18 protein-coding genes are annotated in these 25,860 nt (G+C 71.9%); 4 read left to right on the forward strand and 14 right to left on the reverse strand.

Annotated elements, in window-relative coordinates:
* Nucleotide 1: 1 nt before the first annotated feature.
* The 8 genes from ACIBQ6_RS08200 to ACIBQ6_RS08235 all read right to left on the reverse strand — a co-directional run bounded on the left by ACIBQ6_RS08200 (nucleotide 2) and on the right by ACIBQ6_RS08235 (nucleotide 9,434).
* Nucleotides 2–862, reverse strand: coding sequence for a carbohydrate ABC transporter permease (locus ACIBQ6_RS08200; RefSeq protein WP_358288417.1), 861 nt, complete (start codon nucleotides 860–862; stop codon nucleotides 2–4).
* Entirely contained in the window at nucleotides 859–1,740 is an 882-nt protein-coding gene (locus ACIBQ6_RS08205) for a sugar ABC transporter permease (RefSeq protein WP_357972963.1), read from the reverse strand. The genes ACIBQ6_RS08200 and ACIBQ6_RS08205 overlap by 4 nt, the downstream gene beginning before the upstream one ends.
* 54 nt (nucleotides 1,741–1,794) lie before the next feature.
* Nucleotides 1,795–3,087, reverse strand: a complete 1,293-nt coding sequence (locus ACIBQ6_RS08210) for an ABC transporter substrate-binding protein (RefSeq protein ID WP_358288420.1) — start codon at nucleotides 3,085–3,087, stop codon at nucleotides 1,795–1,797.
* 123 nt (nucleotides 3,088–3,210) lie between these two features.
* Complete coding sequence (locus ACIBQ6_RS08215) at nucleotides 3,211–3,984, reverse strand: AMP-binding protein (protein ID WP_397210720.1); 774 nt, start codon at nucleotides 3,982–3,984, stop codon at nucleotides 3,211–3,213.
* A gap of 358 nt (nucleotides 3,985–4,342) precedes the next feature.
* Nucleotides 4,343–6,697: an ATP-binding protein gene (locus ACIBQ6_RS08220; protein ID WP_397210721.1), complete on the reverse strand. Its 2,355-nt coding sequence runs from the start codon at nucleotides 6,695–6,697 to the stop codon at nucleotides 4,343–4,345.
* 69 nt (nucleotides 6,698–6,766) lie between these two features.
* Complete coding sequence (locus tag ACIBQ6_RS08225; RefSeq protein WP_397210722.1) at nucleotides 6,767–8,191, reverse strand: penicillin-binding transpeptidase domain-containing protein; 1,425 nt, start codon at nucleotides 8,189–8,191, stop codon at nucleotides 6,767–6,769.
* Between the two features lie 36 nt (nucleotides 8,192–8,227).
* Nucleotides 8,228–8,587, reverse strand: a complete 360-nt coding sequence (locus ACIBQ6_RS08230; protein ID WP_397164667.1) for a MerR family transcriptional regulator — start codon at nucleotides 8,585–8,587, stop codon at nucleotides 8,228–8,230.
* Nucleotides 8,588–8,795: 208 nt separating this feature from the next.
* The gene (locus ACIBQ6_RS08235) at nucleotides 8,796–9,434 is read right to left on the reverse strand and encodes a TetR family transcriptional regulator (RefSeq protein WP_358288428.1); all 639 of its coding nucleotides are present in this window, start codon (nucleotides 9,432–9,434) and stop codon (nucleotides 8,796–8,798) included.
* An 88-nt stretch (nucleotides 9,435–9,522) separates the two neighbouring features.
* Between ACIBQ6_RS08235 and ACIBQ6_RS08240 the strand changes: the two genes are divergently transcribed.
* Nucleotides 9,523–10,836 (forward strand): GH1 family beta-glucosidase, encoded by a 1,314-nt coding sequence (locus tag ACIBQ6_RS08240; protein WP_358288431.1) that lies wholly within the window; start codon nucleotides 9,523–9,525, stop codon nucleotides 10,834–10,836.
* Here the strand turns inward: ACIBQ6_RS08240 and ACIBQ6_RS08245 are convergent.
* Nucleotides 10,818–11,714 (reverse strand): coiled-coil domain-containing protein, encoded by an 897-nt coding sequence (locus tag ACIBQ6_RS08245; RefSeq protein WP_397210723.1) that lies wholly within the window; start codon nucleotides 11,712–11,714, stop codon nucleotides 10,818–10,820. The two genes, ACIBQ6_RS08240 and ACIBQ6_RS08245, sit on opposite strands and share 19 nt — an antisense overlap.
* A 203-nt stretch (nucleotides 11,715–11,917) precedes the next feature.
* Between ACIBQ6_RS08245 and ACIBQ6_RS08250 the strand changes: the two genes are divergently transcribed.
* Nucleotides 11,918–14,941, forward strand: a complete 3,024-nt coding sequence (locus tag ACIBQ6_RS08250; protein ID WP_397210724.1) for a M14 family zinc carboxypeptidase — start codon at nucleotides 11,918–11,920, stop codon at nucleotides 14,939–14,941.
* Nucleotides 14,942–15,067: 126 nt separating this feature from the next.
* Nucleotides 15,068–16,501, forward strand: a complete 1,434-nt coding sequence (locus ACIBQ6_RS08255) for an aldehyde dehydrogenase (RefSeq protein WP_358288440.1) — start codon at nucleotides 15,068–15,070, stop codon at nucleotides 16,499–16,501.
* Nucleotides 16,502–16,723: 222 nt separating this feature from the next.
* On the opposite strand, the gene ACIBQ6_RS08260 is transcribed toward ACIBQ6_RS08255, so the two are convergent.
* The 5 genes from ACIBQ6_RS08260 to ACIBQ6_RS08280 are packed head-to-tail and all read right to left on the reverse strand — an operon-like array spanning nucleotide 16,724 to nucleotide 23,643.
* A complete protein-coding gene (locus tag ACIBQ6_RS08260; protein WP_397210725.1) occupies nucleotides 16,724–17,473 on the reverse strand; it encodes an alpha/beta hydrolase in 750 nt (249 codons plus the stop codon).
* 10 nt (nucleotides 17,474–17,483) lie between these two features.
* Entirely contained in the window at nucleotides 17,484–19,907 is a 2,424-nt protein-coding gene (locus ACIBQ6_RS08265; RefSeq protein WP_397210726.1) for a LuxR C-terminal-related transcriptional regulator, read from the reverse strand.
* Between the two features lie 37 nt (nucleotides 19,908–19,944).
* On the reverse strand, nucleotides 19,945–20,373 hold the full coding sequence (locus tag ACIBQ6_RS08270) for an AMP-binding protein (protein ID WP_397210727.1): 429 nt from the start codon (nucleotides 20,371–20,373) through the stop codon (nucleotides 19,945–19,947).
* A 56-nt stretch (nucleotides 20,374–20,429) separates the two neighbouring features.
* Nucleotides 20,430–22,844 (reverse strand): LuxR C-terminal-related transcriptional regulator, encoded by a 2,415-nt coding sequence (locus ACIBQ6_RS08275; RefSeq protein ID WP_397210728.1) that lies wholly within the window; start codon nucleotides 22,842–22,844, stop codon nucleotides 20,430–20,432.
* Between the two features lie 52 nt (nucleotides 22,845–22,896).
* Nucleotides 22,897–23,643, reverse strand: coding sequence for an AMP-binding protein (locus ACIBQ6_RS08280; protein WP_352352129.1), 747 nt, complete (start codon nucleotides 23,641–23,643; stop codon nucleotides 22,897–22,899).
* A gap of 353 nt (nucleotides 23,644–23,996) precedes the next feature.
* Here ACIBQ6_RS08280 and typA point away from each other — a divergent pair, with 353 nt between their 5' ends.
* A complete protein-coding gene (typA, locus tag ACIBQ6_RS08285) occupies nucleotides 23,997–25,847 on the forward strand; it encodes a translational GTPase TypA (protein ID WP_397210729.1) in 1,851 nt (616 codons plus the stop codon).
* Nucleotides 25,848–25,860: the final 13 nt, after the last annotated feature.

Genomic DNA, 25,860 nt, shown 5'->3' on the forward strand with positions numbered 1-25,860 from the left:
GTCAGCCCTTCAGCGCGCCCGCCATCAGGCCGCGCATGAAGAACCGGCCGAGCAGCACGTAGATCAGCATGGTCGGGATCGAGGCCAGGACGGCCGCGGCCATCTGCTGGCTGTAGGGGGTGGCCTGGGCCCCGGCGATGTTGTTGAGCATGACGGTGGTCGGCCAGCTCTGCGGACCGGTGATGAAGACGGCGAACAGGAAGTCGTTCCACAGGGAGGTGAACTGCCAGATGATCACCACCGCGATCGCCGGCCACGACACCGGCAGCACGACCGACCAGTACGCGCGCAGCATCCCCGCGCCGTCCACCCGCGCGGCCTCGATCAGCTCGTCGGGGATCGTGACGTAGTAGTTGCGGAAGATCAGCGTGCAGATGGGGATGCCGTACACGACGTGCGCGAGCACCAGGCCCGGGATGCCGCCGTAGAAGACGCCCTGCAGCCCGGTCTGCTCGTTCAGCCAGACCATGAGCTTGACCAGCGGGATCATCACGCCCTGGTAGGGGATGAACATGCCGAACAGGAACAGCGTGAACAGCACGTCCGCGCCGGGGAAGCGCCATTTGGACAGCACGTAGCCGTTCATCGACCCGAACGCGCACGACAGCAGCGAGCCGGGGACGGCCAGCAGCACGCTGTTCCACAGGCCGGGGGCCAGCTTCTCCCAGGCCACCCGCCACGCCTCGGTGGTCCACGTCCTGGGCAGGTTCCACGCCTGGCCGGGGTCGGCCTCGGTGAGCGGCTTGAAGCTGGTGGCCAGCAGCACGTAGATCGGGACGAGGACGACGACCACCAGGGCGAGCAGCAGGCAGAACCGCACGATCCCGAACCCGGTCCTGCGCCGGGCCGCGACGGCCGTCATGGCCTGCGCTCCTTGCGCACCGACCAGATCAGGTACGGGATCACGAAGACCGCCACGCTGAGCACGATGTACGAGGCGATCGTGGCCCCCTTCGCCGGGTCGTGCGAGTCGTAGACCGCCACCCACATGAACACCGCGGGCACGTCGGTGATGATCTGCTTGCCGGACACCGCCACGATGAGGTCGAAGACCTTGAGCGAGATGTGTCCCAGGATGATCAGCGCCGACAGGGTGACCGGCCTGAGCATGGGCAGCACCACGTGCCGGTAGACGCCCCACTCGCCGGCGCCGTCCACCCGCGCCGCCTCGCGCAGCTCCTCGGGGACGCCGCGGAAGCCCGCCAGGAACAACGCCATGACATATCCGGACATCTGCCAGATCGCTGGGAGCGCCATCGCGGCCATCCCCCAGTCCGGATCCCTGAACCACTGCCACTGCGGCAGCCCGATCGCGTCGAACAGCCGGTTCAGGCCGACCGCCCGCTCACCCGTCCCCGAGTTCATCAGCCACCGCCACACGATGCCGGTCGCGACGAACGACACGGCCATCGGGAACAGGTAGATCGCCCGGAACGTGCCCTCCCCCCAGATCCCCTTCTCCATGAGGAACGCCAGGAACCAGCCCAGCACCAGCGCCCCCGCCACGAACGCGATCGTGAACACGATCGCGTGGTCGACCGACAGACGCCAGCGCGCCTGGTCCCAGATGTCGACGAAGTTCTTCAGCCCCACGAACGTGCCCTCGGACACCTCATCGTGCTGGTCCGTCATGGCCAGGCGGAAGTTCCAGCCCAGCATGCCGTACACGAACACGCCGATCGCCACGATCGACGGCGCGACGAGGAGGAGTCCGGGCAGCCAGGTGCGTGCCCGCCTCACAACCGTTTCCCTTCGCGCGGGTACGGCGGGAGCGTCCCGCCGTACCCGCATGCGTCACTGAGCGTTGGCCTTGGCCGCGTCGGCCAGGCCCTGCTGCAGGCCCTTGACGTCCTTGCTGCCGATGAACAGCCCGACCGCCTCGTTGATCGAGGCCAGCCACGGCTGGCTCACCGAGACGCCGTGCTGGATGGAGCCGGCCAGCTTGTCGCCCGACCAGTCCTTCAGCGCGTCGGCCAGGTAGTCGGTGTAGAGCGACTGGTCGGCGTCCTTGCGGGCGGGGATGGAGCCCTTCTTGGGGTTGAAGGCGTCCTGGCCCTCCTTGCTCGCCGCGACCTTCAGCCAGGCGACGGCCCCGTCCCGGTTCTTGGCGCCCTTGGGCAGCGTGAAGCTGTCCGACAGCCACATGTAGGTGCCCTCGGTGCCGGGCGCGGGCGCCCAGTCGAAGTCCGTCTTGGACGTCTTGCCGAGGCCGCCCTCCGGCGGGTTGTGGAAGTAGCCGTAGGCCCAGTCGCCCATGATGTTGAACGCCGCCTCGCCGTCGGCCACCTGCTTGGCGGCGGGCTGCCAGTCGTCCTGCGGGTCGCCCGCGTACGACATGATCTTGGCGTAGTTCTCCAGCGCCTTCGTCATCTGCGGGCCGCTCCAGTCGGCGCCCGGCTTGAACAGCGCGTTGTAGGCGTCGGTGCCGAGCGAGCCGAGCAGCACGTTCTCCAGCAGGTGGGTGGCGGTCCACTCCGAGCCGACGGAGATCGGGATCTTGCCCTTGGCCTTGACCTTCTCCAGGTCGGCGATGAACTCCTCGATCGTCTTGGGCGCGGCCGCGATGCCGGCGTCCTTGAGCACCTTGGGGTTGAACCACAGGACGTTGGACCGGTGGATGTTGACCGGCACCGAGTAGATCTTGCCCTCGACGCTGATCTGCTCGACGAGCTGGGCGGGGAAGACGTCCTTGAGCTTCAGCTCGTCGTACAGGAACGTCAGGTCCTCCAGGTTGCCCGCCTTGATGTAGCCCTGCAACTCGGCGCCGGCGTGCCCCTGGAACGTGTCGGGCGGCGTGCCGGCCTGCAACTTCGACTGCAACAACGCCTTGGCCTTGTCACCCGAGCCGCCCGCCACGGCGGCGTCGAAGAACGTGTAGTTCGGGTTCTTGTCCTCGAATATCTTCTTCATCGCCGCGAGGCCGTCGGCCTCACCGGGGCCCGTCCACCAGGAGAAGACCTCCACCTGCTGCTTGCCGCCGCTCGACGAACCCGGCTCAGAAGTCTGGCCGCCGCTGCCTCCGCCGCAGCCCGCCAGGCCCAGAACGCCCGCCATCGTGATCGAGACGGCCGCTAACCACCGTCGCATCGCACACCATTCCCTTCGCGATCCCCCGAAGTTGGTGACCTTTGACAACGTTGTCAACAACGGCTATCAACCCACTTCGCGCGCGCCGACGTCAAGGGCGGGGCAGGTAACAGGTCCGCATACTCAGCCCACGCGCTCCAGCGTGCCGGCCGGCCCGGTGAGCACGGTGACGCCCGCGTCGTAGCCGGATCCGGGCAGGTCACCGGGGCCCGCGGCCACGACCAGCGCGCCCTTGGACACGGCCAGGCCGACCAGGGCTGGCAGGTCGGCGCCGGCGCCGGGCGGCCACGTGCACAGCACGACGTCGGACTCCCTCAGGCCGACGGGCACGTCGAGCTCGGCCATCCTGGCCAGCAGGTCGGCATGGGTGAGCCGGGCGCCGCCGGGCAGCGCCAGCGCGTCCTGGCGCTTGGCGTCGAGGGCGGGCAGCGCGGTGGGCTCCAGCACGAGCAGGCCGCGGAAGTCGATCGTGTCGAGCGCCGGGCCGAGCGAGACCACCTGGCGCACGCGGGAGCCGTCGGCCGCCGCGATCGCCGTCTCCGCCAGGTCGGGGGTGGTGATCAGCATGCGGGCGTCGCACTCGCGCAGCAGCGCCGCCACCTCCTCGACGCCGAGCCCCGGACCGATCGGCGCGGCCACCCCGCCCGCCGCCAGCACGGTGTGCAGGGCCACCGTCTGGGTGCCGGTCGTGGAGACGTGCACCCCCACCACCTGGTCGCGGCGCGCTCCCCTGCGCACCAGCCCGGACGCCGCCCTGGTCACCTCGGTCACCAGGCTGCGGTAGCCGTAGACGTGGCCGCCGCGCAGATCGATGAGCGCCGGCCGCTCGCCCCGCTCGTAGGCCCGGCAGAACACCTCGTGGATCACGGTGCCGGAGGACGAGGCGGACGGCGTCATGCCCGTCAACGTACGGTCGCCCGCGCGGCTGCCGCATCCACCGATCTATGTAGAGCGGTGTGCATTTCCCCAGCCCAGGGCCGAGGTGGGCGGGCCCGAGCCCTGCGCGACTCGAGCCCGCTGTCACGCGCCCCGGAACCGGGCCCCCACCCCTCCGAGAAGGCCCGGCTCCGTCGGGACGCGTGACGTCCCTAGGTCGATCGGCCGCCGCGGCCCCCGGCGCGAGGACGGGAAGCGCGGGGCGCGGTCGATCACACGCAGAACGGTAGGCGTTCGGACCGGGGCGGCACATGCGCTGACATGGCCATTCGACGATGTAAGCGGCGGGCGGCGGCGATGTGTAGAGAACCCGCCGGGATCAGCGTCCGCCGATCACCCATGCGGCAATCTGTGTACGTGTGGAGAAGCCCAGCTTGCCGAGGATGTTGGCGACGTGCCGCGCGGCGGTGGCCGGGCTGATCACCAGTTCGTCGGCGATGGCCCGGTTGCTCAGCCCGCGGGCGACCAGCTCGGCGATCTCGCGTTCCCTGGCCGTCAGCCTGCTGTCCTGGGCCGCCGGGGCGACCGGCGCGGCCGGCAGCTCGGGCAACGGGCCGCCGAGCGCGCACGAGACCGCCTGGTCCGCCGTCATCGCCAGGCCCTCGGCCCACAGCAGCGCCACCACGGCCTCACCCAGCCGTTCGCGGACGGGGGCCAGCAGCTCTTCGGTGCGGGCGTCGGGGCGGCGGTCGCGCAGCCCCAGGGAGGCGGCGGCCAGCAGGACCGCGCGCCGGTCGTCGCCCTCGGCCGCCACCAGGCGCGCCCAGGCCGCCAGCCGCCGGGCGATGCTGTCACGCAGGCCCGCGTCGCGGCTGAGCACCAGCGCCTCGGTGAGCCGCGCGCGGGCCTCGGCCAGGTCGCCCTCCTCCAGCGCGACGCGGCCGAGCCCGGCCAGGCAGCTCACGATCTGCTGCCGGGCGTCGATGTGCCGCAGCAGGCGCAGGCCGGCCTCGTAGTGCCGCCGGGCGGCCGGCCGGTCGCCGGTGCGCCGGGCGATCTGGGCCAGGCCGACGTGCCCGTAGGACTGGCCGAGGTGGTTGTCCAGCCGTTCGCTCAGCGACAGGACCTCCTCGAACGCGCGCCGCGCCTCATGCAGGCGGCCGGCCCGCAGGCCGAAGTCGGCCCGGGTGCCCTGGGCGAGCGACTCCAGGATCGGGTCGCCGCGCCGCCGCGCCGCCTCCAGGGCCGGGGTCAGGGACTCCTGGTCGCCGGTCGCCTGGGCGAGCATGATCAGGCCCACGGCCTCGCCGTAGGCGTCCTGGGCGTCGACGCACAGCGCCAGCCCGATCTGTACGCACCGCGCCGCGAGCCCCGTCTCGCCGGCCGCGAGCGCCAGCTCACCGCGCAGGATCATCGCCTGCCCGCGTAAGCCCTCGGGCACGTCGGGGGCGTCGAGCGCGAGCAGCCGGTCTAGCCGCTCGGCGATGTCCAGCCGCCGCCCGCTGGCCATGAGCAGGTAGCGCACGTCGGTCAGCAGCTGCAGGGCGGTCTGCGGCGACCCGCTCGCCACGGCCCAGTCGCAGGCCGCGCCCACCTCGGCCTTGAGCCCGTCGAACAGGTTGACGTAGCGCTCGACCACGGGCCACGACGTGCGCGTGCCCGGCGCGAGGACGTCCTTGAACCGCCCGGCCAGCCCGGCGAGCGCGGCCAGGTGCGCGCGGCGCAGCGCCGCCTCCTCGCCGGACTCCGCGAGCCGCTCCAGCGCGTATTCGCGGACGGTCTCCAGCAGCCGGTAGCGGGCCTGGCCGGCGACCTCGCCGTCGAGGACGACCAGCGACTTGTCCACCAGGTCGCACAGGCGCGGCAGCACGTCCTCCTCGGGCAGGCCGGAACCGGCGCACACCGCTTCGGCCAGGTCGAGCGTCCAGCAGGAGCGGAAGGCCGCCACTCGGCGCAGCAGCAGGCGTTCCTGGGGGCTGAGCAGCCGGTAGCTCCAGTCGACGGCGGCACGCAGCGTACGGTGCCTGGCGTGGGCCGTACGGGCGCCGCCCGCCAGCACCCTGAACCGGTCGTCGAGCCGCTCGACGAGCTGCCTGACCGACAACACCCGCACCATGGCGGCGGCCAGCTCGATCGCCAGCGGCAGCCCGTCGAGCGCCTGGCACAGCTCGATCGCCAGCGGCAGCGTCTCCTCGGTCAGCTCGAAGCCAGGACGCGCGGCGGTGGCCCTGGTCACGAACAGGCGCACGGCCTCGCTCTCCTCGCCGACGAGCGAGAGCGGCGGCACCCGCCAGACCGTCTCGCCCGGCACCCGCAGCGGCTCGCGGCTGGTGGCCAGCACGGTGAGCCGCGGGCAGGCGCCGAGCAGGTCGCGGCAGAGCTCGGCGCACTCGCCGACCACCGGCTCGCAGTTGTCCAGGACGAGCAGCACGCGGCGGCCGCCGATGGTGTCCGCCAGGTCCTCGGCGATGCCGAGCGCGGCGCGGACCCGCTCCCGCAGCTCGCCCTTCTCCACGTCGGCCAGCTCGACCAGCCACACGCCGTCGGGGTGCTCGGCGGCGACCCTGGCGGCCAGGCGCAGGGCCAGGCGCGTCTTGCCGATGCCCCCCGCGCCGCACAGCGTCACCACGCGCGAGACGCGGCCGAGGTGGGCCAGCTCATCGAGATCGGACTCCCGGCCCACGAACAGGTTGGGCTCGGCCGGCAGGTTGCGGAAATCGGCGGTTCGCAGCATCACTGTGAGTGTGGCATCAACTACCGTTCGCGCCCAGACTCAATCGGTGGCGAACTCGGCGGCCCGCGGTCAGGCCAGCGCGGCCTCCAGCACCGCGCGGGCCACCTGCGCCACCGCGCCGGCCCGGGGGCCGGGGTGCTCCAGCACCACGCCGACCGCCACCTCCGGGGCGGTCGCCGGGGCGAACGCCGTGGCCAGCGCGTGCTCGCCGCCCGTCGCGGCGATCTTGGCGGCCACCTCGACGCCGGGGACGGCGACGGCCGCGCCCGGCCCGCCCGCGTGCGTCCCCGCGGTCATCATCGCGGCCAGGTAGCGGGCCTGGACGGTCGTCATGGTGGTGCGGTACGGCTGCGGCCCCGCCTGGCCGAGCAGCGAGCCGTCCGGCAGGCTCACCTCCTCCACCAGGTACGGCCGCATCAGCACGCCGTTGTTGGCCACGGCCGCCGACAACATCGCCACCATCAGCGGCGTCGCCCGGTCCTGGTCCCGGCCGACGGCCGACAGGGCGGTCCGCGCCCGGTCCATGCCCTGCGGGTACGTGCTGCGCGCCGGAGCCATCGGCACGCGCAGGTCGCCGTCGCCGAACCCGAACGCCTCGGCCTGGTCCCTGAGGCTGTCCTGGCCGAGCTGCACCCCGATGCCCGCGAACGCGGTGTCGCACGAGGTCTGGAAGGCGCGCAGCAGCGTGGGCCGGGGCCTGCCGCACGAACCGGCGAGCGAGGCGGGCAGCCGCGGGCGGACGACGGCGTCCACGGGGGCCGTCGGCGTGTACTCCCCCGAGGCCAGCGCCGCGGCCGTGGTCACCACCTTGAACGTGGCCCCCGGCGGATAGACCTGGTCCAGCGCCCGGTTCAGCAGGGGCCGGCCGGGGGCGTCGCGCAGCCGGTCGAGGGCGCCGTCGAGCCGGGCGGGGTCGAAGGTGGCCAGCGTGTTGGGGTCGTAGGACGGGTAGCTGGCCAGGGCGAGGATCGCGCCGGTGGCCGGGTCGATGGCCACGGCCGCGCCGGGCACGCCGGCGGCCTCCAGGGCGTGGTAGGCGGCCCACTGGGTGCGCTGGCCGATGGTCAGCCGCACGTCGGCGCCGGCCACGTCGCCGTCGCTGACCATCGAGCGCACCTTGACCTTGGCGTCGTCGCCGGACAGGACGCCGTCCTCGGCCTCCTCCACGCCCGTGGACCGGTAGAGGGACAGGTAGCCGGTCACGGGGGCGTAGAGCTCGCCGTCGGTGTAGACCCGCTGGTACCGGTACGGGCCGCCGCCGGGCGTCGGGCGGCTCCTGGCCACGGTCGCGCCGTCGTAGGTCAGGATGTCGCCGCGCGGACGGGCGAACCGGGAGATGAGCGAGCGCTCGTTGCGGCGGTCGGCGTTGAGCCCCCGCGTCCCGAACGCCTGGACGACCGTGATGTGGGCCAGCAGGACGAACAGCAGGGCGGCGCAGAGCACGGCCATGCGGCCCAGCGGGACGTCGATCTGCTTCGCCCTGGTTCCCGCCATGGTCCTTGGTCTAACAACCGGACCACCAAGGCAGGGCTACAGGACGCTGCGGTAGTAGGAAATCTTGCGGTGGATGTAGTTCTGGCGCTCGGCCAGGTTGGCGATCTGGGCCTGGACCTGCCGGTCGTGCTCCTCCAGGAGCCTGATGCGGTCGGGGATCGTCTCGTCGCCGCCGCGGACGAGCTCGGCGAAGCGCAGCAGCATGGCGATGGGCATGCCGGTGTCGCGCAGGCAGCGGATCATGCCGAGCCAGCCGACGTCCTCCTCGCTGAACCTGCGCTGACCGGCCGCGTTGCGCTCCACGCGCTCCAGCAGGCCGATCTTCTCGTAGTAGCGGAGGGTGTCGAGGCTGAAGCCGGTCTCCTCGACGACCTCGGCTGGGGTGTACACGCTCACGCGTCCCAGTCTTTCACCTGGAGCGCACTCCAGGTCAACGGCTTGACCTGGAGTGCGCTCCAGGTCCGAGGGTCTGCCCCACGAACATCGCACTCGGCACCATCCCGTTCGGCACCGGCGTCGGCCTGCGGGAGACCTTCGCCATCCTCGACCGCTTCCAGGACGCGGCACCATGAGCGCGCCCGTCTGAACGCCGTCGCCTGGGGGATCAGGGCAGGTGGTCGGCGAGGTAGCGGCGGACGAGCTGCTTGCACTCGGCGATCAGGTCGGCGTCGCCGCCGGGATCGGCCCGGAAGGCGAGCTTGAGCACGGCGTCGGTGGCCTCGACGGCGACCACGAGCGCCCGGTCGAGCCCGGGGCCCGCGGGCGCGTCGAGCAGGGCGAGGGTGAGGGCGCGCAACCGGTCGGCCACGATGACGTTGTTGTCGAGGGCGCTGTCGAGCGTGCGTTTGGTGCCCTCCAGCGGCGGCCCGCCCGGGGTGGGCAGGACCTCGCCGAAGTCGACCACCGCGAACCCGGGGGTGGTGCGCTTCATGTCGACGAACTCGTCGATGGCCAGGTCGACCAGGTCGGTCCAGTGGCTGAGATCGGCCTCGGCGATGCGCTGGGTGACCCGCTGGAGGAACGCCTCCAGGTTGCGCAGCGCGAGGGCGCGCACCAGGCCCTGCTTGTCGCGGAAGAACTGGTAGAAGGTGCCGATGGGGACCTCGGCGCGGCGCGCGACCTCCTTCGTGGTCAACGCCTCGTAGCCCACCTCGTCGAGCAGGAGCGCGCACTCGTCGAGCATCCGCTCCACCCGCTCCACGCTCCGGCGCTGGGCGGGACGGCGGCGCAAGGTACTCGTCATGCTCCCCATCCTGGCTTATTACCAGCAGGTACAGACCGGCCACTTTGCCGTCCGTTAACATGAGCCATACTCGCATAAAGGAGCCGAGATGTTCTTATGGGGTACGGCGACCGCCGCCTACCAGATCGAGGGCGCGGTGGCCGAGGACGGCCGGGGCGCGTCCATCTGGGACACCTTCGCCCACGAGCCCGGCCGGACCAGGGACGGCCACACCGGGGACGTGGCCTGCGACCACTACCACCGCTGGCGCGAGGACGTCGCCCTCATGTCCGGCCTCGGCGTGAACGCCTACCGCTTCTCCATCGCCTGGCCGCGGGTGCAGCCGCTCGGCGCCGGCGAGGTCAACCCCGCGGGCCTCGACTTCTACGAACGCCTCACCGACGGCCTGCTGGCGGCCGGCATCCAGCCCGTGCCGACGCTCTTCCACTGGGACCTGCCCCAGGCGCTCCAGGACCGCGGCGGCTGGACCGACCGCGACACGGCCGGCCGCTTCGCCGACTACGCCGCGATCGTCGCCGAGCGCCTGGCCGACCGCATCCCGCTGTGGATCACCCTGAACGAGCCGTTCGTGCACATGGCCTTCGGCCACGCCATGGGCATCCACGCCCCCGGCCAGGCCCTGCTGCTTGACGCCCTCCCCGTCGCCCACCACCAGCTCCTCGGCCACGGCCTGGCGGTCGCGGCCCTGCGCGCGGCGGGCGCGCGGCAGGTGGCCATCACCAACAACTGCACGCCGGTCTGGCCCGCGTCGCGGGAGGAGGCGGACGTCAAGGCCGCCGACGCCTACGACGTCCTGCACAACCGGCTGTTCAACGACCCGGTGCTGCTCGGGAGGTATCCGGATCTCTCGGCCTACACCGCCGACCTCGACTTCGTCCGCGACGGCGACCTGGAGACCATCTCCGCCCCCCTGGACGCCCTCGGCATCAACTACTACAACCCCACCCGGATCGCCGCCCCGCCGCCCGGCGAGGTGCTCCCGTTCAGCGACACCGGCGTCACGGGGTATCCCACGACCGCGTTCGGCTGGCCGGTCGTGCCCGACGGCCTGCGCGAGCTCCTGACCGGCCTCAAGGCCCGGTACGGCAGCGCGCTCCCGCCGATCCACGTCACCGAGAACGGCTGCTCCCAGCCCGACGAGCTCACCCCGCGGGGCACGGTCGAGGACCAGGCCCGCATCGACTACCTGCGCGGCCACATCGACGCCGTCATGGCCGCGCGGGCCGAGGGCGTGGACGTGCGCGGCTACTTCGTCTGGTCGCTGCTGGACAACTTCGAGTGGGCCGAGGGCTACCACCAGCGCTTCGGCCTGGTGCACGTGGACTTCGCCACGGGACGCCGCACCCCCAAGGCGTCCTACGCGTGGTACCGGGAGCGGGTCGCTCAGAACACCGAGACGTGAACGTGGTCGTAGTGGTTGGCGGTCACGCCGCCCCGGTCGGACATGGGGTCCCAGCCCCCGCCTGACCGGATGTCGTAGTAGCGCTGCTTCCAGATGATGTACATGACGCCGATCCGCGCGCCGTTCTTGATGAGCCATTCGGCCAGGGCGTCCCCGCGGTCGGCGTCGGCCCCGGAGGCCATGGTGCCGCCGCGGGACATCATGAAGTCGCAGGCCCGGCCCTTGCCGTGCTCGCCGGGGTCGCCGGGGCGCAGGCAGCCCACGCCGTACTTCATCGGGAAGTTCTGCATGATCTCGGCGCGCACCGTGATCATGCGCTGTGTCAGGCCCTCGGCGCCGCCGGGCTGCTGGAAGCCGTACTTGGCGAGCAGGCGCTCGATCTCGCGCCGCTTGCCCTGAAGGGTCCTGATCTCCTTCTTCAGCTTGTCGATCTTGTCGTTGGCGTTGAGCTTGGCCTCTTTGGACTTCGCGATGAGCTTCTGGATGCTTTGGACGCGCTCGGTCCGCTCGGCGGCCATGTACGACATGTTCGCCGCCTGCCCGAGCGCGATGGCCGGGTCGACGCTGAGGCCGAACAGCTGCATGCCGTCGAGGGGGCCGTTGACGTACGCCTGGCGTGCGATCTCGGCCACGCCGGCCTGGGCCGCGGCCAGGCGCGCCGCCAGGTCGCCGGAGGTGTCGGTGGCGTTCTTGGCCTGGATCCTGATCTCCTCCAGGCTCTGGATCTGGCCGCGGTAGAGGTCGTTGAGCCGGGACGCCTGTTTGGTGAGTCTGCGCAGCTCGTCGATGTTGGGATCGGCCGACGCCGGCCGCGGGGAGGCGAGCCCGAGCAGCCCGGAGAGGACGACGAAGACCGCGGCAAGCCGCCAGATCCTCACACCCGTCCCCTCCTCGCATAGACGGACCGAAACTATAGAAGATGATCTTGATGGCTGTCATCCGAACCCGCCAACTGACGCACCTTTGGCGAGGTACATGGTCCTTTGTCGGAAATAAGGAAGATCTAAAAGATTGGGCCTTGTGAAGGACTTGATCCCGGTCTGAGATGGCGATCGAACTCGTCTCTGCGAAGGGGCAGATCGTGTCTCGAATCATGACCATCGCCGCGGCCGTGCTCCTCGGCCTGGGCGCCTCCCTCGTCCCCCTCACCGCCGAGGCGTCGGTCGATCCGCTGCCGCCCGGCGACCGCATCGACCTCTACCAGGTGGACGGCGAGCCGGGCACCGCCCAGTTCCTGCGGGAGAAGGGCTTCGACGTCGTCCAGCACGACAACGGCGGCGACAAGGAGCACGTCGAGCTGACCGCCGCCCAGGCCGACCTGGCCGGGCTGGCCAAGCTCGGCCTGCGGCCCGAGCCCGTGCGCAACCCGCAGGGACAGAGCAACCTCCAGGCCGCCAAGGCCCAGGCGGCCGGCGGCTACACCGTGTGGCGGTCGTACTCCGAGCGGGGCGGCATCGCCGACCAGCTCAGGGCGATCGCGAACGCCAACAGGGACATCGTCGAGCTGCAGTCCATCGGCAGGACGCTCAAGGGCCAGGACATCCTCGCCGTCAAGGTCTCCACGGGCGCCCGGCTGCTGCCCGACGGGCTCAAGCCCGCCACGCTGTACTCGGCCACCCAGCACGCCCGCGAGTGGATCGCCGCCGAGGTGGACATGCGGCTGCTGAAGTACGTGATCGCCAACAGGTCGGCGCTGCGGGACCTGCTCAACCGGACCGAGCTGTGGTTCGTGCCGGTGGCCAACCCCGACGGCTACGACTTCACCTTCACCGAGGGCAACCGCCTGTGGCGCAAGAACCTGCGCGACAACGACGGCGACGGGAAGATCACCAACGGCGACGGCGTGGACCCGAACCGCAACTTCCCCACGAACTTCCGCTACGACGAGGAGGGCTCGTCGAGCATCCCGAGCAGCGAGACCTTCCGCGGGACCGGCCCGGCCAGCGAGCCGGAGACCAGGGCCATGGACGGCCTGCTCAACCGGGTCAGGTTCGAGATGAACCTGAACTACCACTCCTTCGGCCCGCTGCTGCTCTACCCGAGCGGGTTCCAGATCGCCACGAAGACCGCGGACAACCCGATCTACGAGGCCCTGACCGGCGACGACGACGCCCCGGCCGTCCCCGGGTTCGACCCCGACCTCGGCGCGGAGCTCTACACCACGAACGGCGACACCAACGACCACGCCCACGCCAGGTACGGCACCCTGTCCTGGACGCCGGAGCTCGACGAGGGCTGCGACGGCTGCGGGTTCGTCTTCCCCGACGACGAGGCGGCCGTGCAGGCGGAGTTCGAGAAGAACCTGCCGTTCGCGCTCGACGTCGCCAGGTCCGCGGCCGACCCGGCCGAGCCGGTCAGCCACCTGGGCAACAGGACGCCCGACTTCGTGCTCGACCCGTTCGAGTTCAGCTACGGCACCGACCAGGCCGTCCAGGTCACCGCCAAGCGGAGGATCGGCCCCGTCCTGCTCAACTACCAGGTCAACGGCGGCCGGACGAGGATCGCGCCGACCGGCGAGTGGAAGGGCGGCGAGCGGTACGGCAAGGGCTACGACCGCTACTACCACCGGCTGCGCGGCACGATCACCGGCACCCGGCCGGGCGACAAGGTCAAGGTCTGGTTCAGCGCGATCGGCAGGAAGAGCGGCGACTTCACCTACACCGTGCAGGACGACATCGGCGGCAAGGTGCTCGTGCTGGCCACCGAGGACGTCACCGGCCTGAGCCCGGCCCAGGGCGGGACCGAGGCCAAGTACGCCGCCGACTACGTCAAGGCGCTCCAGGACGCCGGCTACACGACCGACGTCTACGACATGGACAAGATGGGCCGCAGGGCCCCGCACCCGCTCGGCGTGCTCAGCCACTACAAGGCGGTGGTCTGGGAGACCGGCGACGACGTCATCCCCCGCTCCCCCGGGCAGGTCGCCGGCACCACGTCGAAGGGCGGCGTGGACACCGAGCTGGCGGTGCGCGACTACCTGAACGAGGGCGGCAAGCTGCTGCACGCCGGCAAGTACCCCTCGTACGCGGCCAACAACAACGGCGCGTACTACTACGAGCCCGACCAGCCCGGCCACCCCGAGTGCACGGTCCCCGACGACCCGCCGTGCATCCAGGTGTTCAACGACTTCCAGCAGTACTGGCTGGGCGCCTACGTCTTCTTCGACGACGGGGGCGCCGACCAGGCGAGCGGGCAGCCGTTCGCGCTGAAGGGCAACGGCGGCAGGTTCGACGGCTTCGCCGGCACGCTGGAGCCGAGCCACACCAACTCGTTCGTGGCCACCTCGGCCATCCTGCCCCCGGCGCAGTTCCCGCTGTTCGCGAGCTCGGCCCAGGTCAAGTGGGTACGCCCCGGCGGCCCCTTCGACCCCCACACCGGCTCCTGGGACGTCTACAGCGGCATCGCCGACGTCTCCTGGAAACGGCTGACCACGACCGTGGACCTGACCGGCAGGAGCTCCGGCGACCTGTCGTTCTGGACCTCCTACGACACCGAGGCCGACTGGGACTTCCTGACGGTCGAGGCGCACACCGTGGGCGCCGACGACTGGACCACCCTCCCCGACGTCAACGGCCACACCTCGCAGAGCACCGGCGAGAGCTGCAAGGCCGAGAACAGCGGCGGCTGGCGGGTGATCCATCCGTTCACCCGGCACTACCAGGGCGCGGCCTGCGAGCCGACCGGGTCCTCCGGCGCGTGGCACGCCGCCTCGGGCAACTCCGGCGGCTGGCAGCAGTGGAAGGTGGACCTGGCCCCGTACGCGGGCAAGCGGGTCGAGCTGTCGATCTCCTACGTCAGCGACTGGTCCACCCAGGGCGCGGGCGTCTTCCTCGACGACGCCAAGGTCACCCTGGACGGCGCGGCGGCCGGTGACACCTCCTTCGAGTCCGACCTCGGCGGCTGGGCCGTCGCCGCGCCGCCGGCCGGCTCGGCCCCCTCGATCAACAACTGGTTCCGCACCGACCAGGTCTTCGAGGAGGGCGGCGGCATCGTCACCGCGGACACCGTCTATCTGGGCTTCGGCGTGGAGAGCCTGACCGGCCAGGCCGCGCGTACGGACCTGGTCAAGCGGTCGATGCGGCACCTGCTGGGCGACCCCCGCTAGCGACGCCCCGAGGGGCGCGGCACACCGCTGCCGCGCCCCTCTTGCGCGCCCGGACAGAACATGGTTCGGTCGCCTTGAGGCGTACGCCCAGCAAGCAAGCATTCGGTCAAGCAGGAGGCTCACGACATGCGCCAGCACGACAAGCTGTTCATCGGGGGCGAATGGGTGACCCCCGCCGGCACCGGGACGATCGACGTCATCTCCCCCCACACCGAGGAGGTCGTGGGCCGCGTCCCCGACGGCGCCGCCGAGGACGTGGAACGCGCGGTGGCCGCCGCCCGCCAGGCGTTCGACCACGGGCCGTGGCCGCGCATGACGTTCGCCGAGCGGGCCGCCGTGATCGAGCGGCTGGCCGCGATCTACAACGAGCGCCAGGGCGAGATGGCCGCCCTGATCACCGAGGAGATGGGCTCGCCGATCACCTTCTCCAACCTCGCGCAGGCGCCGCAGCCGCTCGGCATGCTGCAGTTCTACGCCGGGCTGGGCAAGGAGTTCGCCCAGGAGGAGGAGCGTCCCGGGCTGTTCGGGCCGATCACCGTGCGGCGCGAGCCGGTCGGCGTCGTCGCGGCCGTCGTCCCGTGGAACGTGCCCCAGTTCGTGACCATGACCAAGGTCGCGCCCGCGCTGCTGGCCGGGTGCACGATCGTGCTCAAGCCCGCGCCCGAGACGCCGCTGGACGCGTACCTGCTGGCCGAGTGGGCGGCCGAGGCCGGGATCCCGGCGGGCGTGCTCAACATCGTGCCCGCCGGGCGCGAGGTGAGCGAGCACCTGATCTCCCACCCCGGCGTCGACAAGGTGGCCTTCACCGGCTCCACCGCCGCCGGCCGCCGCATCGCCTCCATCTGCGGCGAGCAGCTCAAGCGGGTCAGCCTGGAGCTCGGCGGCAAGTCCGCCGCGATCATCCTGGACGACGCCGACCTGCAGGCCAGCATGGGCTTCCTGGCCATGGCCACGCTGATGAACAACGGCCAGGCGTGCGTCGCCCAGACCCGCATCCTGGCCTCCCGCAGCCGGTACGACGAGGTCGTGGACGCCGTGGCGAACATGGTCAACTCCCAGCCCGTCGGCGACCCGGCCGACCCGGCGACCGGCATCGGCCCGCTGGTGGCCAAGCGCCAGCAGGAGCGCGTCGAGGGCTACATCAAGATCGGCATGGACGAGGGCGCCAAGGTCGTCGTCGGCGGCCTCGACCGTCCCCGTGACCGCGGCTGGTACGTCGCCCCCACGGTCTTCGCCAACGTCAGCAACGACATGCGCATCGCCCGCGAGGAGATCTTCGGCCCGGTCCTGGCGGTGATCCCGTACGAGGACGAGGCCGACGCCCTGCGCATCGCCAACGACAGCGACTACGGCCTGGCCGGCACGGTCTGGACGGCCGACGCCGAGCGCGGCATGAACGTCGCCCGCCAGGTGCGCACCGGGACCTACGGCGTCAACTGCTTCATGCTGGAGTCGAACGCGCCCTTCGGCGGCTTCAAGGCCAGCGGCATCGGCCGCGAGCTCGGCCCCGAGGGCCTGAACGGCTACCTGGAGTACAAGACGATCGCCCGGCTGGGCTGACGGCGGGCGAAGAGGGGCCCCGCGCGCCGCGGAGCCCCTCTTGCGGGCCGGGTAAGGCACCCAGCGTGCCCCCGCGACGCCAGGTGCCGGATCCGCCGCCTACAGTCGGCGACTGCCCGGCTACTGAAGTATGTCCCACGGTCACCGCGAAGGCGGTTTCCGTCCCCGAGGACTTTTCTCCTGGCGGATCCTTTCCATCCGTCTTAGATAGACGGGTATTACTCACGAAAGGTTCGAGGAGATCCATTTACCGATACGCCGGATGAGTTCGGGGCTGGCGGCCGACTCCGCGTGCCCGTAACCCGGCTCGATCCACAGCTCCTTGGGCTCGCGGGCGCCGTCGTAGAGCTGGTGGGCGTGGTCCAGCGGGAAGAAGGCGTCGGCGTCGCCGTGCACGACCAGCAGCGGGGCGGGCGAGACCAGGGCGGCGGCCTCGTGCGGCGGCATCGGGATCGGGTCCCACTGGCCGCTCGCGATCCTGGTGCGCTTGGCCAGCCGGGCGGCGAACCTGCCGAACGGCTGCTCGATGGCCCAGTGGACCTGGCGCATGGGCTTGGTGCCCCGGTAGTACCAGCGCGCCGGGCCGCTGACCGCCGCCACCGCGTCCACCCCCCGGCGCAGCGCCGCGTGCCGGACGGCCACCGCCGCCCCCATGGAGAAGCCCACGACCGCGATCCGCCGGTAGCCGACCACGCGGGCATGCCGTACGGCGGCCTCCACGTCGAGGATCTCCAGGTCGCCGACCGTCGTCTCGCCGCCCGAGCGCCCGTGGCCGCGGAAGTCGAAGGCGAGCACGCCGCCGTAGCCGCTGAGCACGTGCGCGATGCGGCGGGCGGTGCGCTCGCGCCAGGATCCGGTGAAGCCGTGCGCCATGACGATCCCGATGTCCCCGGCCGAGGGGGTGTGGGCGGCGTCGATGCGGACACCGTCCTCGGTCCTGAGCATCACCGGGAAATGTGGCGCGAAAGGCATGAATACCAGCTTATTCGTGGTCCGTTTCCAGGCCGTGCCCGGTGGCCCACACCGCGATCTGGGCCCGGGAGGCGAAGCCCAGCTTCTCCATGATGTTGGCGACGTGCCGGGCCACCGTGGCCGGGCTGATCACCAGCTTCAGCGCGATGGCCCGGTTGCTCAGCCCGCCCGTGAGCAGCGCGGCGATCTCCAGCTCCCGGCCGGTCAGCCCACCCTGCCAGGCCCCCGGCGACGGCCCGGACGGCCCCGCGGGAACGGCCTGGCCGGGATCGAGCACGCGCCTGGCGACCTCGTCGGGCGACTGGCGGGCCCCCTTGGCCCACAGCAGCGACACCCGGCCCTCGCCGAGCCCGGCCCCGGCCCGCGTGAGCAGCTCCTGGACCGGGCCGGGGACGCCGTACTGGCCGATGGCCTCGCGCAGCGCGGTCGCGGCGGCGGCGGCCAGCACCGCGCCCTCCAGGTCGTCCTGCTCGGCCGCCAGCGCCGACATGGCCGTCAGCGCCCGCACCACGCCCCTGCGCTGGCCGGTGCGGGTGCTCAGGGCCAGGCTGGCGGCCAGGTGCAGCCGGGCGGCCGGATAGTCGTGCATCCGGGCCGCCACCCGGCCCAGCTTGGCCTGGCAGCGGGCCAGCTCGACCCGGTTGCCCATGTCCTCCAGCAGCGGCAGGGCCGAGGTGTGGCAGGTCATGGCGGCCTCCAGGTCGCCCGCCGCCTCGGCCACCGCGCCCAGGTGGGTCAGCGCCCTGGCCAGCGTCCAGTGGTGGCCGGCCTCCCTGGCCAGGGCCAGCGCCTGCTCGCCGCGCCGGCGGGCCTGGCGGAGCTGACCGCGGAACAGCGCCAGGTTGAGCTGCGCGATGCGGACCGTGGCCAGGTTGAACAGGTCGTCGTGGGCGGCGGCCGCCGCCTCCAGCTCCTCCAGGTAACGCAGCGCCTTCTCGCTCTGGCCGGTGCGGAAGAACACGGCCAGCGCCACGCTGTAGGTGACGCCCAGCCAGTGGGTGTACGGGTGCCTCTTCTGCTCCTCCACCCCCTGCACGACCAGCTCCTCGGCGCGGGCCAGCTCGTCGCAGACCTCCAGCCCGTACGCCAGGCCGCCCTTGGCCACGGCGACCACGTCGGAGGGCACCCGGGACAGGTCGAGGGCGAGCAGCCGCTGGTGCCAGCCGACGGTCTCGCCCAGCTCGCCGCGTACGGCCAGGATGGCCAGGGCGGCGCGGGCCAGGCGCAGCCCGAGCACCGGGTCGGCCGACTCCACCGCCCGCTCCACCGCCGCCCGGCAGTCGTCCATCAGCGCGCGGCCCCTGACGAAGTGCGGGACGCGGGCGGACCAGGGCATGCGCGGGTCGAGCGTGCCGGCCCGGTAGCAGTGCTCCATCTCCTCGCAGATCACCCGCAGATGCCGGTCGCGCAGCCGGGTCAGCTCGCCCGCCTCGGCCAGCCGCTCGGCGGCGTACTGCCTGATGGTCTCCAGCAGGCGGTAGCGCCCGTCGTGGTGGAGCACCAGCGACTTGTCGACCAAGCCGTTGAGCAGGTCGAGCAGCTCGGCCCTGGGCACGATGCCGCCGTCGGCGCACACCCGTTCGGCCACGGTCAGGTCGAACAGCCCGGCGAAGACCGACAGGCGGCGCAGCAGCACGCGCTCCTTGGGCCGCAGCAGGTCGTGGCTCCACTCGACGGTGGCCAGCAGGGTGCGCTGACGGGCGGGCGCGGTACGGTCGCCCCTGGTCAGCAGGGTGAACCGGTCGCCGATGCGGTCGGCGATGCGGCCCGGGCTCATCAGGCTCGTGCGGGCCGCGGCCAGCTCCAGCGCCAGCGGCAGGCCGTCGAGCGCCCGGCACAGGCGCACGACGTCGTCCATGCTGCCGGTCACCGACCGGGCCCCCGCCGCCAGCGCCCGCTCGACGAACAGCAGCACGGACTCGGCGTCGGGATGGTGGTCGTCGGGCAGCTCCAGCGGCGGCACCCGCCAGACCAGCTCGCCGGGGATGCGCAGCGGCTCGCGGCTGGTGAGCAGGAAACGCAGCTGGGGGCAGTCGGCGATCAGGCCGGCGACCAGCTCGGCGCAGCGGTCGACCAGATGCTCGCAGTTGTCGAGCACGATCAGCGCCCTGGCCTCGTGCAGCCGTACGCGCAGGCCGTCCAGCAGCCGCCCCGGCGCCTCGTCGCGGACGCCGAGCACCCCGGCCATCTCGTTGACGATCAGCGCGGGGTCGGCCAGGCGGGCCAGCTCGACCAGCCAGACGCCGTCGGCGAAGCCCGGCGCGGCCCTGGCCGCCACCCGCAGCGACAGGCGGGTCTTGCCGATGCCGCCGACGCCGCTCAGCGTGACCACGCGTTCGTCGTGGACCAGCGTGCTCAGCTCGGTCAGGTCGCGCCCGCGGCCGACGAAACGGTTGGGCTCTGCGGGCAGGTTGTGCGGAACTGGCGGAGTCATGTCGGCGCCCAGGGTCAGCGGAGGATCACAGGTGCGCTCAGTCTCCACCTCCGGCCGACCGCGCGCGATCACTTTCCGTGGACTGTCCGCGACTGCGCGGATACGGATGCCGCCCGCCCAGCTCGGCCACGCTCATCACGATCCGCACCCGCGACTCCTCGGCCGCCTCCACCGCCTCCGGCACGTCGGAGATCATCACCCGGGCGCCGCTGGCCCGGATGCGCTCGCCCAGCCCGGTCCGGTCGAGGTCGGCGGGCACCGGCCAGACGACGCCGCCCGCCGCCATCACCGCGTCCGCCGCCACCAGCAGGTCGGGCCCCACGGGCAGGCAGACGAGCACCGTGTCGCCCGCGCGCACCCCTCTGCGCCGCAACTGGGCGGTCGCGATCGCCGACCGCTCGTCCAGTTGCTTCTCAGTGAGCTCCACGCCCGTGCCGGAGTCCACCATGACGACGTGCTCATCCATGGCGTCCACGGTAGGGAGGGGGTCACGTGCCTACATGGGGCGGAATATGCAGATCCCTATGCAGAAGCGCTGGGGTGCTCGGCGGCCCACACCGCGATCTGCGCACGCGAGGTGTACCCCAGCTTCTCCATGATGTTGGCGATGTGCCGGGCGACCGTGGCCGGGCTGATCACCAGCTCCTCGGCGATGGCCCGGTTGGACAGGCCGCGGGTGAGCAGGCCGGCGATCTCCAGCTCGCGCACGGTCAGCAGCGAGTGCCTGACCGGCTCGGCCGGCGCGGGCGGCGGCGCCGCGGGCCGCTCCCCCGCCAGCACCTGGCGGGCGGCGGCGTCGGGGCTCATCGCCCGGCCGCGCGACCACAGGGAGGCCGTGCGGCCCTCGCCGAGCTTGGCGCGGGCGCGCGAGAGCAGCTCCTCGATCCGGATCGTGGCCGAGTGCTGGCCGATCGACTCGCGCAGCGTGGCCGCGGCGGCGGCGGCCAGCACCGCGCCGTCGAGGTCGCCCTCGTGCTCGGCCAGCACCGACAGGCCGGCCAGGCACCGGGCCACCCCTTGCCGCTGGCCGGTCTGCCGGCTCAGCGCGAGGCTGTCGGCCAGCCGCTCCCTGGCCGCGGCGAACTCGCCCAGCATGGCCGCGACCCGGCCCACCCTGGCCAGGCAGCGCGCCAGGTCCGAGTCGCTGCCCAGCTCGCACAACCACGGGACGGCCAGCTCGTAGCGGGACTTTGCGGTCTCCAGGTCGCCGCGGGCCTCGGCCACGGCGCCGAGCTGGGCGGCCATCCTGGCCATGAGCCAGCGGTGGCCGTGCTCGCGCGCCCGCGCCAGGGCCTCGTCGCCCAGCCGCTGGGCCTCGCGCAGCCGGCCCCTGGTCAGCGCCACCGCCGACAGCCCGGCCAGCCCCGCCGCCTGGTTCCAGGCGTCGCCCGACTCGGTGGCCTCGGCCAGGCCGCGCTCGGCATGGTGCAGCGCCTCGTCGATGCGGCCCATGCGGAGCAGGACGACGACCACGAGGCTGTGCATGACGCAACGGGTGAACACGTTCTCCTCGCCCAGCCCCGCCAGGCTCTCCGTGGCCACCTCCAGCGACCGGCTGAGCTCGTCGCGGGCCTCCAGCCCGTAGGCGAGGTACGCCTTGCCCTGCGCGACCTGCCCGTCGGGCACGGGTTCGAGGTCGAGCGAGAGCAGCCGCTCGATCCAGCCGACGATCTCGGTCAGGTTGCCGGAGATGGGCAGCAGGGCGGTGCTGGCGGCGCACAGGCGCAGGCCCAGCCGCGCGTTGCCGGACTCGGCGGCCCAGTCGAGGGCGGCCCGCTGGTCGTCGAGGAGCTGCTTGCTGGCCGTCAGGCACTCCAGCCGCTCCGGCCAGGGCACGCCCGGCCGGACCATCTCGGTCGTGAAGTGGCGTTCCTGCAGGTCGCACAGGACGGTGAGATGCCGCTCGCGGACGTCCTCGCGCTCGCCGGCCCGCTCCAGCCGCTTCATCGCGTACCGCTTGATCGTCTCCAGCATGCGGTAGCGCCTGCGCTCCTCGTCGCACAGCACGAGGGACTTGTCGACCAGGCCGCCGAGGAGGTCGACGATCTCGTCCCGGGCGATGGGCCGCTCGGCGCAGACCTGCTCGGCCAGGTCGAGGTCGAAGTCGCGGGCGAAGACCGACAGCCGGCGCAGCAGCACCTGCTCCTTGGCCGACAGCAGGTCGTAGCTCCAGTCGACGGTGGCCAGCAGCGTGCGCTGCCGCGCCGGGGCGGTACGGCCGCCCGTGGTCAGCAGCGAGAAGCGGTCGTCGAGCCGGTCGGCGATCTGCCCGGGGCTGAGCAGGCTCGTACGGGCCGCCGCCAGCTCCAGGGCCAGGGGCAGCCCGTCGAGCGCCTGGCACAGGCGGACCACGTCGGGCAGGCTGTCGGGGCCGAGCCGGGTGCCGGCGGCGGCGGCCCGGTCCATGAACAGCTGCACCGACTCGGCGTCCGCGTACCCCATCTCGGGCAGGTCGAGCGGCGGCACCCGCCAGATCAGCTCGCTGGCGATGCGCAGCGGCTCCCGGCTGGTGGCCAGGATGCTCAGCCGGGGACAGCAGGCGACCAGCTCGGCGGCCAGCTCGGCGCACCCGTCGACCAGGTGCTCGCAGTTGTCGAGCAGCAGCAGGCAGCGCAGCTCGCGCAGCCGGGCGGTGACGGTGTCGAGCAGCGGGCGCCCGCTCTCCTCGCGCACCCGCAGCGCCCGGGCGATCTCCTGGACGATCTGCTCCGGACGGCTGACCCTGGCCAGCTCGACCAGCCACACCCCGCCGGGATAGCCGCCCACCAGCCCGGCGGCCACCCGCAGGGCCAGCCGGGTCTTGCCGATGCCGCCGACGCCGCACAACGTGACCACGCGCGTCTCGCCGAACAGCCCGCGCAGGTCGTCGAGGTCGCGTTCGCGGCCCACGAACCGATTGGGCTCTGCTGGAAGATTGTGCCGGGGGGCCTCTGGCATGTGTTCACCCTGCGTCGCCGAAGGATCACACTCTTCCACAGTGTCGCACTTTTCACAGGCCAAGCGAGCTGACGATCGCCCTTTCGTCCACAACGCGCAGAATGGGGTTTCCCAGGAGCCGCCTGGCGACGTCGTACGGCGCCACGACCATGGTGGCCCTGCGCTCGGCGGCCAGCACCCGGCAGCCGATGACGGTCGGCTCGTTGGCGGCGATCACCACGTGGGCGCCGGACATCAGGGCCAGGTCGAGCACCCGCAGCCCCTTGAGCAGGTCGCCGGCCGCGTTGACGACGACGTCGTCCTTGCCGACCACCAGGCGGGCGGCCAGGTTGCGCAGGTCGGCGGCGAGCTCGTCGTGGTCGAGCACGCGGCCGCCGCCCGGCGCCAGCGCCGCGCCCGCCAGCGGGCCGAACTCCAGCGGGCTCGCGTTGAGCAGCCCGGCGAACGGCAGCGCGCCGGGTGAGGGGCGGAAGGCGTAGACCCGGTCCGCGGCGGGGCCGCCGGGCTCGCGGGGGCCGCGGGTGATCACCATGCGGACCGGGCCGGGGCCGCCCAGCACGGCGACGCCGCCCGCCCAGGCCACCGCGTGGACGGCCACCACCAGCGACGCGCCGAGCGGCAGGTCGATGAGGACGCGGTCGCCGTAGGCCAGCCCGTCGCGCCGCAGCCCGCCCGCCGCGCGGGTGACCCGCCTGGCGAACTGCGCGTACGACAGCACCTCGCCGGTCCTGACGTCGCTCACCGCCGGCTGGTCGCCCTTGCTCGGTGCCGAGCCCATAACCAGCTCTGTCCACGTCATGACGACAATGTAGGGACCGCGACGGCTCCTGCCATGCACACAAATGTGCAACCTGCTATGTACGTCCCGGCTCGCGCTCGTACAGCTCGGCGAGGGGGCGAGCCGGAGCCCCAGGAGCAGCGCGAACTGCCCCCACGCGGCGAGCAGCACCAGCCCTTCGTCCCTCACGGTGCTCATGGCCCCGCCGCCCGTGGTCCATGCGGGACGCCGGGAATCAGACGGGCCGGCCGATGCGTTCACCCCTACAGCGCCGCAGACGCCTTGTCCCGCTCTTGTCACGAGAGGGGATCAACTAGACTTGGTGGGTCGCGACTTCGCGCGGCCGCCCCCACGACACAGAGCGAGAAGTCATCATGCCTTTGAACAGCCGCGACGACCTGCGGAACATCGCGATCATCGCGCACGTCGACCATGGCAAGACCACACTGGTCGACGCCATGCTCTGGCAGTCCGGGGCCTTCCGCGCGAACCAGGACGTCGACGACCGGGTCATGGACTCCAACGACCTGGAGCGCGAGAAGGGCATCACCATTCTCGCCAAGAACACCGCCGTCCAGCACGGCGGCATGACCCTGAACATCATCGACACCCCCGGCCACGCCGACTTCGGCGGCGAGGTCGAGCGCGGCCTTTCCATGGTCGACGGTGTGGTGCTGCTGGTCGACGCCTCCGAGGGCCCGCTGCCGCAGACCCGGTTCGTGCTGCGCAAGGCGTTCGCCGCCAAGATGCCGGTCATCCTGTGCATCAACAAGGTCGACCGCCCCGACGCCCGCATCAAGGAGGTCGTCGACGAGGTCTACGAGCTCTTCATGGACCTCGACGCCACCGAGGAGCAGATCGACTTCCCGATCGTCTACGCCTCGGCCAAGGCCGGCCGCGCCTCCATGAACCGTCCCGACGACGGCGGCATGCCCGACTCGGAAGACCTGGAGCCGCTGTTCGACATCATCAAGTCGACGATCCCGGCGCCCACGTACGACCCCAACGCCCCGCTGCAGGCGCACGTCACCAACCTCGACGCCTCCTCCTACCTGGGCCGCATCGCGCTGTGCCGGATCCACCAGGGCGTCATGCGCAAGGGCCAGCAGGTCGCCTGGTGCCGCACCGACGGCACGATCCAGAAGGTGAAGATCACCGAGCTGCTGATGACCGAGGCGCTGGAGCGCAAGCCGGCCGAGGAGGCCGGCCCCGGCGACATCATCGCCATCGCGGGCATCCCCGAGATCATGATCGGCGAGACGCTGGCCGACCCGGAGGACCCGCGCCCGCTGCCGCTGATCACGGTCGACGAGCCGGCGATCTCGATGACGATCGGCACCAACACCTCGCCGCTGGTCGGCAAGGTCAAGGGCTCGAAGGTCACCGCCCGCATGGTCAAGGACCGGCTCGACAAGGAGCTGGTCGGCAACGTGTCGCTGCGCGTGCTGCCCACCGACCGTCCCGACGCCTGGGAGGTGCAGGGCCGCGGTGAGCTGGCGCTGGCCATCCTCGTCGAGCAGATGCGCCGCGAGGGCTACGAGCTGACCGTCGGCAAGCCGCAGGTGGTCACCAAGGAGATCGACGGCAAGGTGCACGAGCCGGTCGAGCGCCTGACGGTCGACTGCCCGGAGGAGTACCTCGGCGCGGTCACCCAGCTCCTGGCCGTCCGCAAGGGCCGCATGGAGCACATGACCAACCACGGCACCGGCTGGATCCGCATGGAGTTCGTGGTCCCGGCCCGCGGCCTGATCGGCTTCCGCACCGAGTTCCTGACCGAGACCCGCGGCACCGGCCTGGTCCACCACGTCTTCGACTCCTACGAGCCGTGGTTCGGCGAGCTGCGCACCCGCAACAACGGCTCGCTGGTGGCCGACCGGTCGGGCCCGGTGACCGCGTTCGCCATGCTCAACCTCCAGGAGCGCGGCACGCTGTTCGTCTCGCCGACCACCGAGGTCTACGAGGGCATGATCATCGGTGAGAACTCGCGTTCCGACGACATGGACGTGAACATCACCAAGGAGAAGAAGCTCACGAACATGCGCTCGTCCACGAGCGAGGAGACCGAGAAGGTCATCCCGCCGCGGACGCTCTCGCTGGAGCAGGCGCTGGAGTTCATCCGCGAGGACGAGTGCGTGGAGATCACGCCCGACGCGGTCCGCATCCGCAAGGTCGTGCTCGACGCCGCCGCCCGCGGCCGCGCCGCCGCCCGCGCCAAGCGCGCCTGATTCGTTCTCTCCG

This window comes from Nonomuraea sp. NPDC049655 (genome assembly GCF_044465465.1).
Classification (GTDB): Bacteria; Actinomycetota; Actinomycetes; order Streptosporangiales; family Streptosporangiaceae; genus Nonomuraea.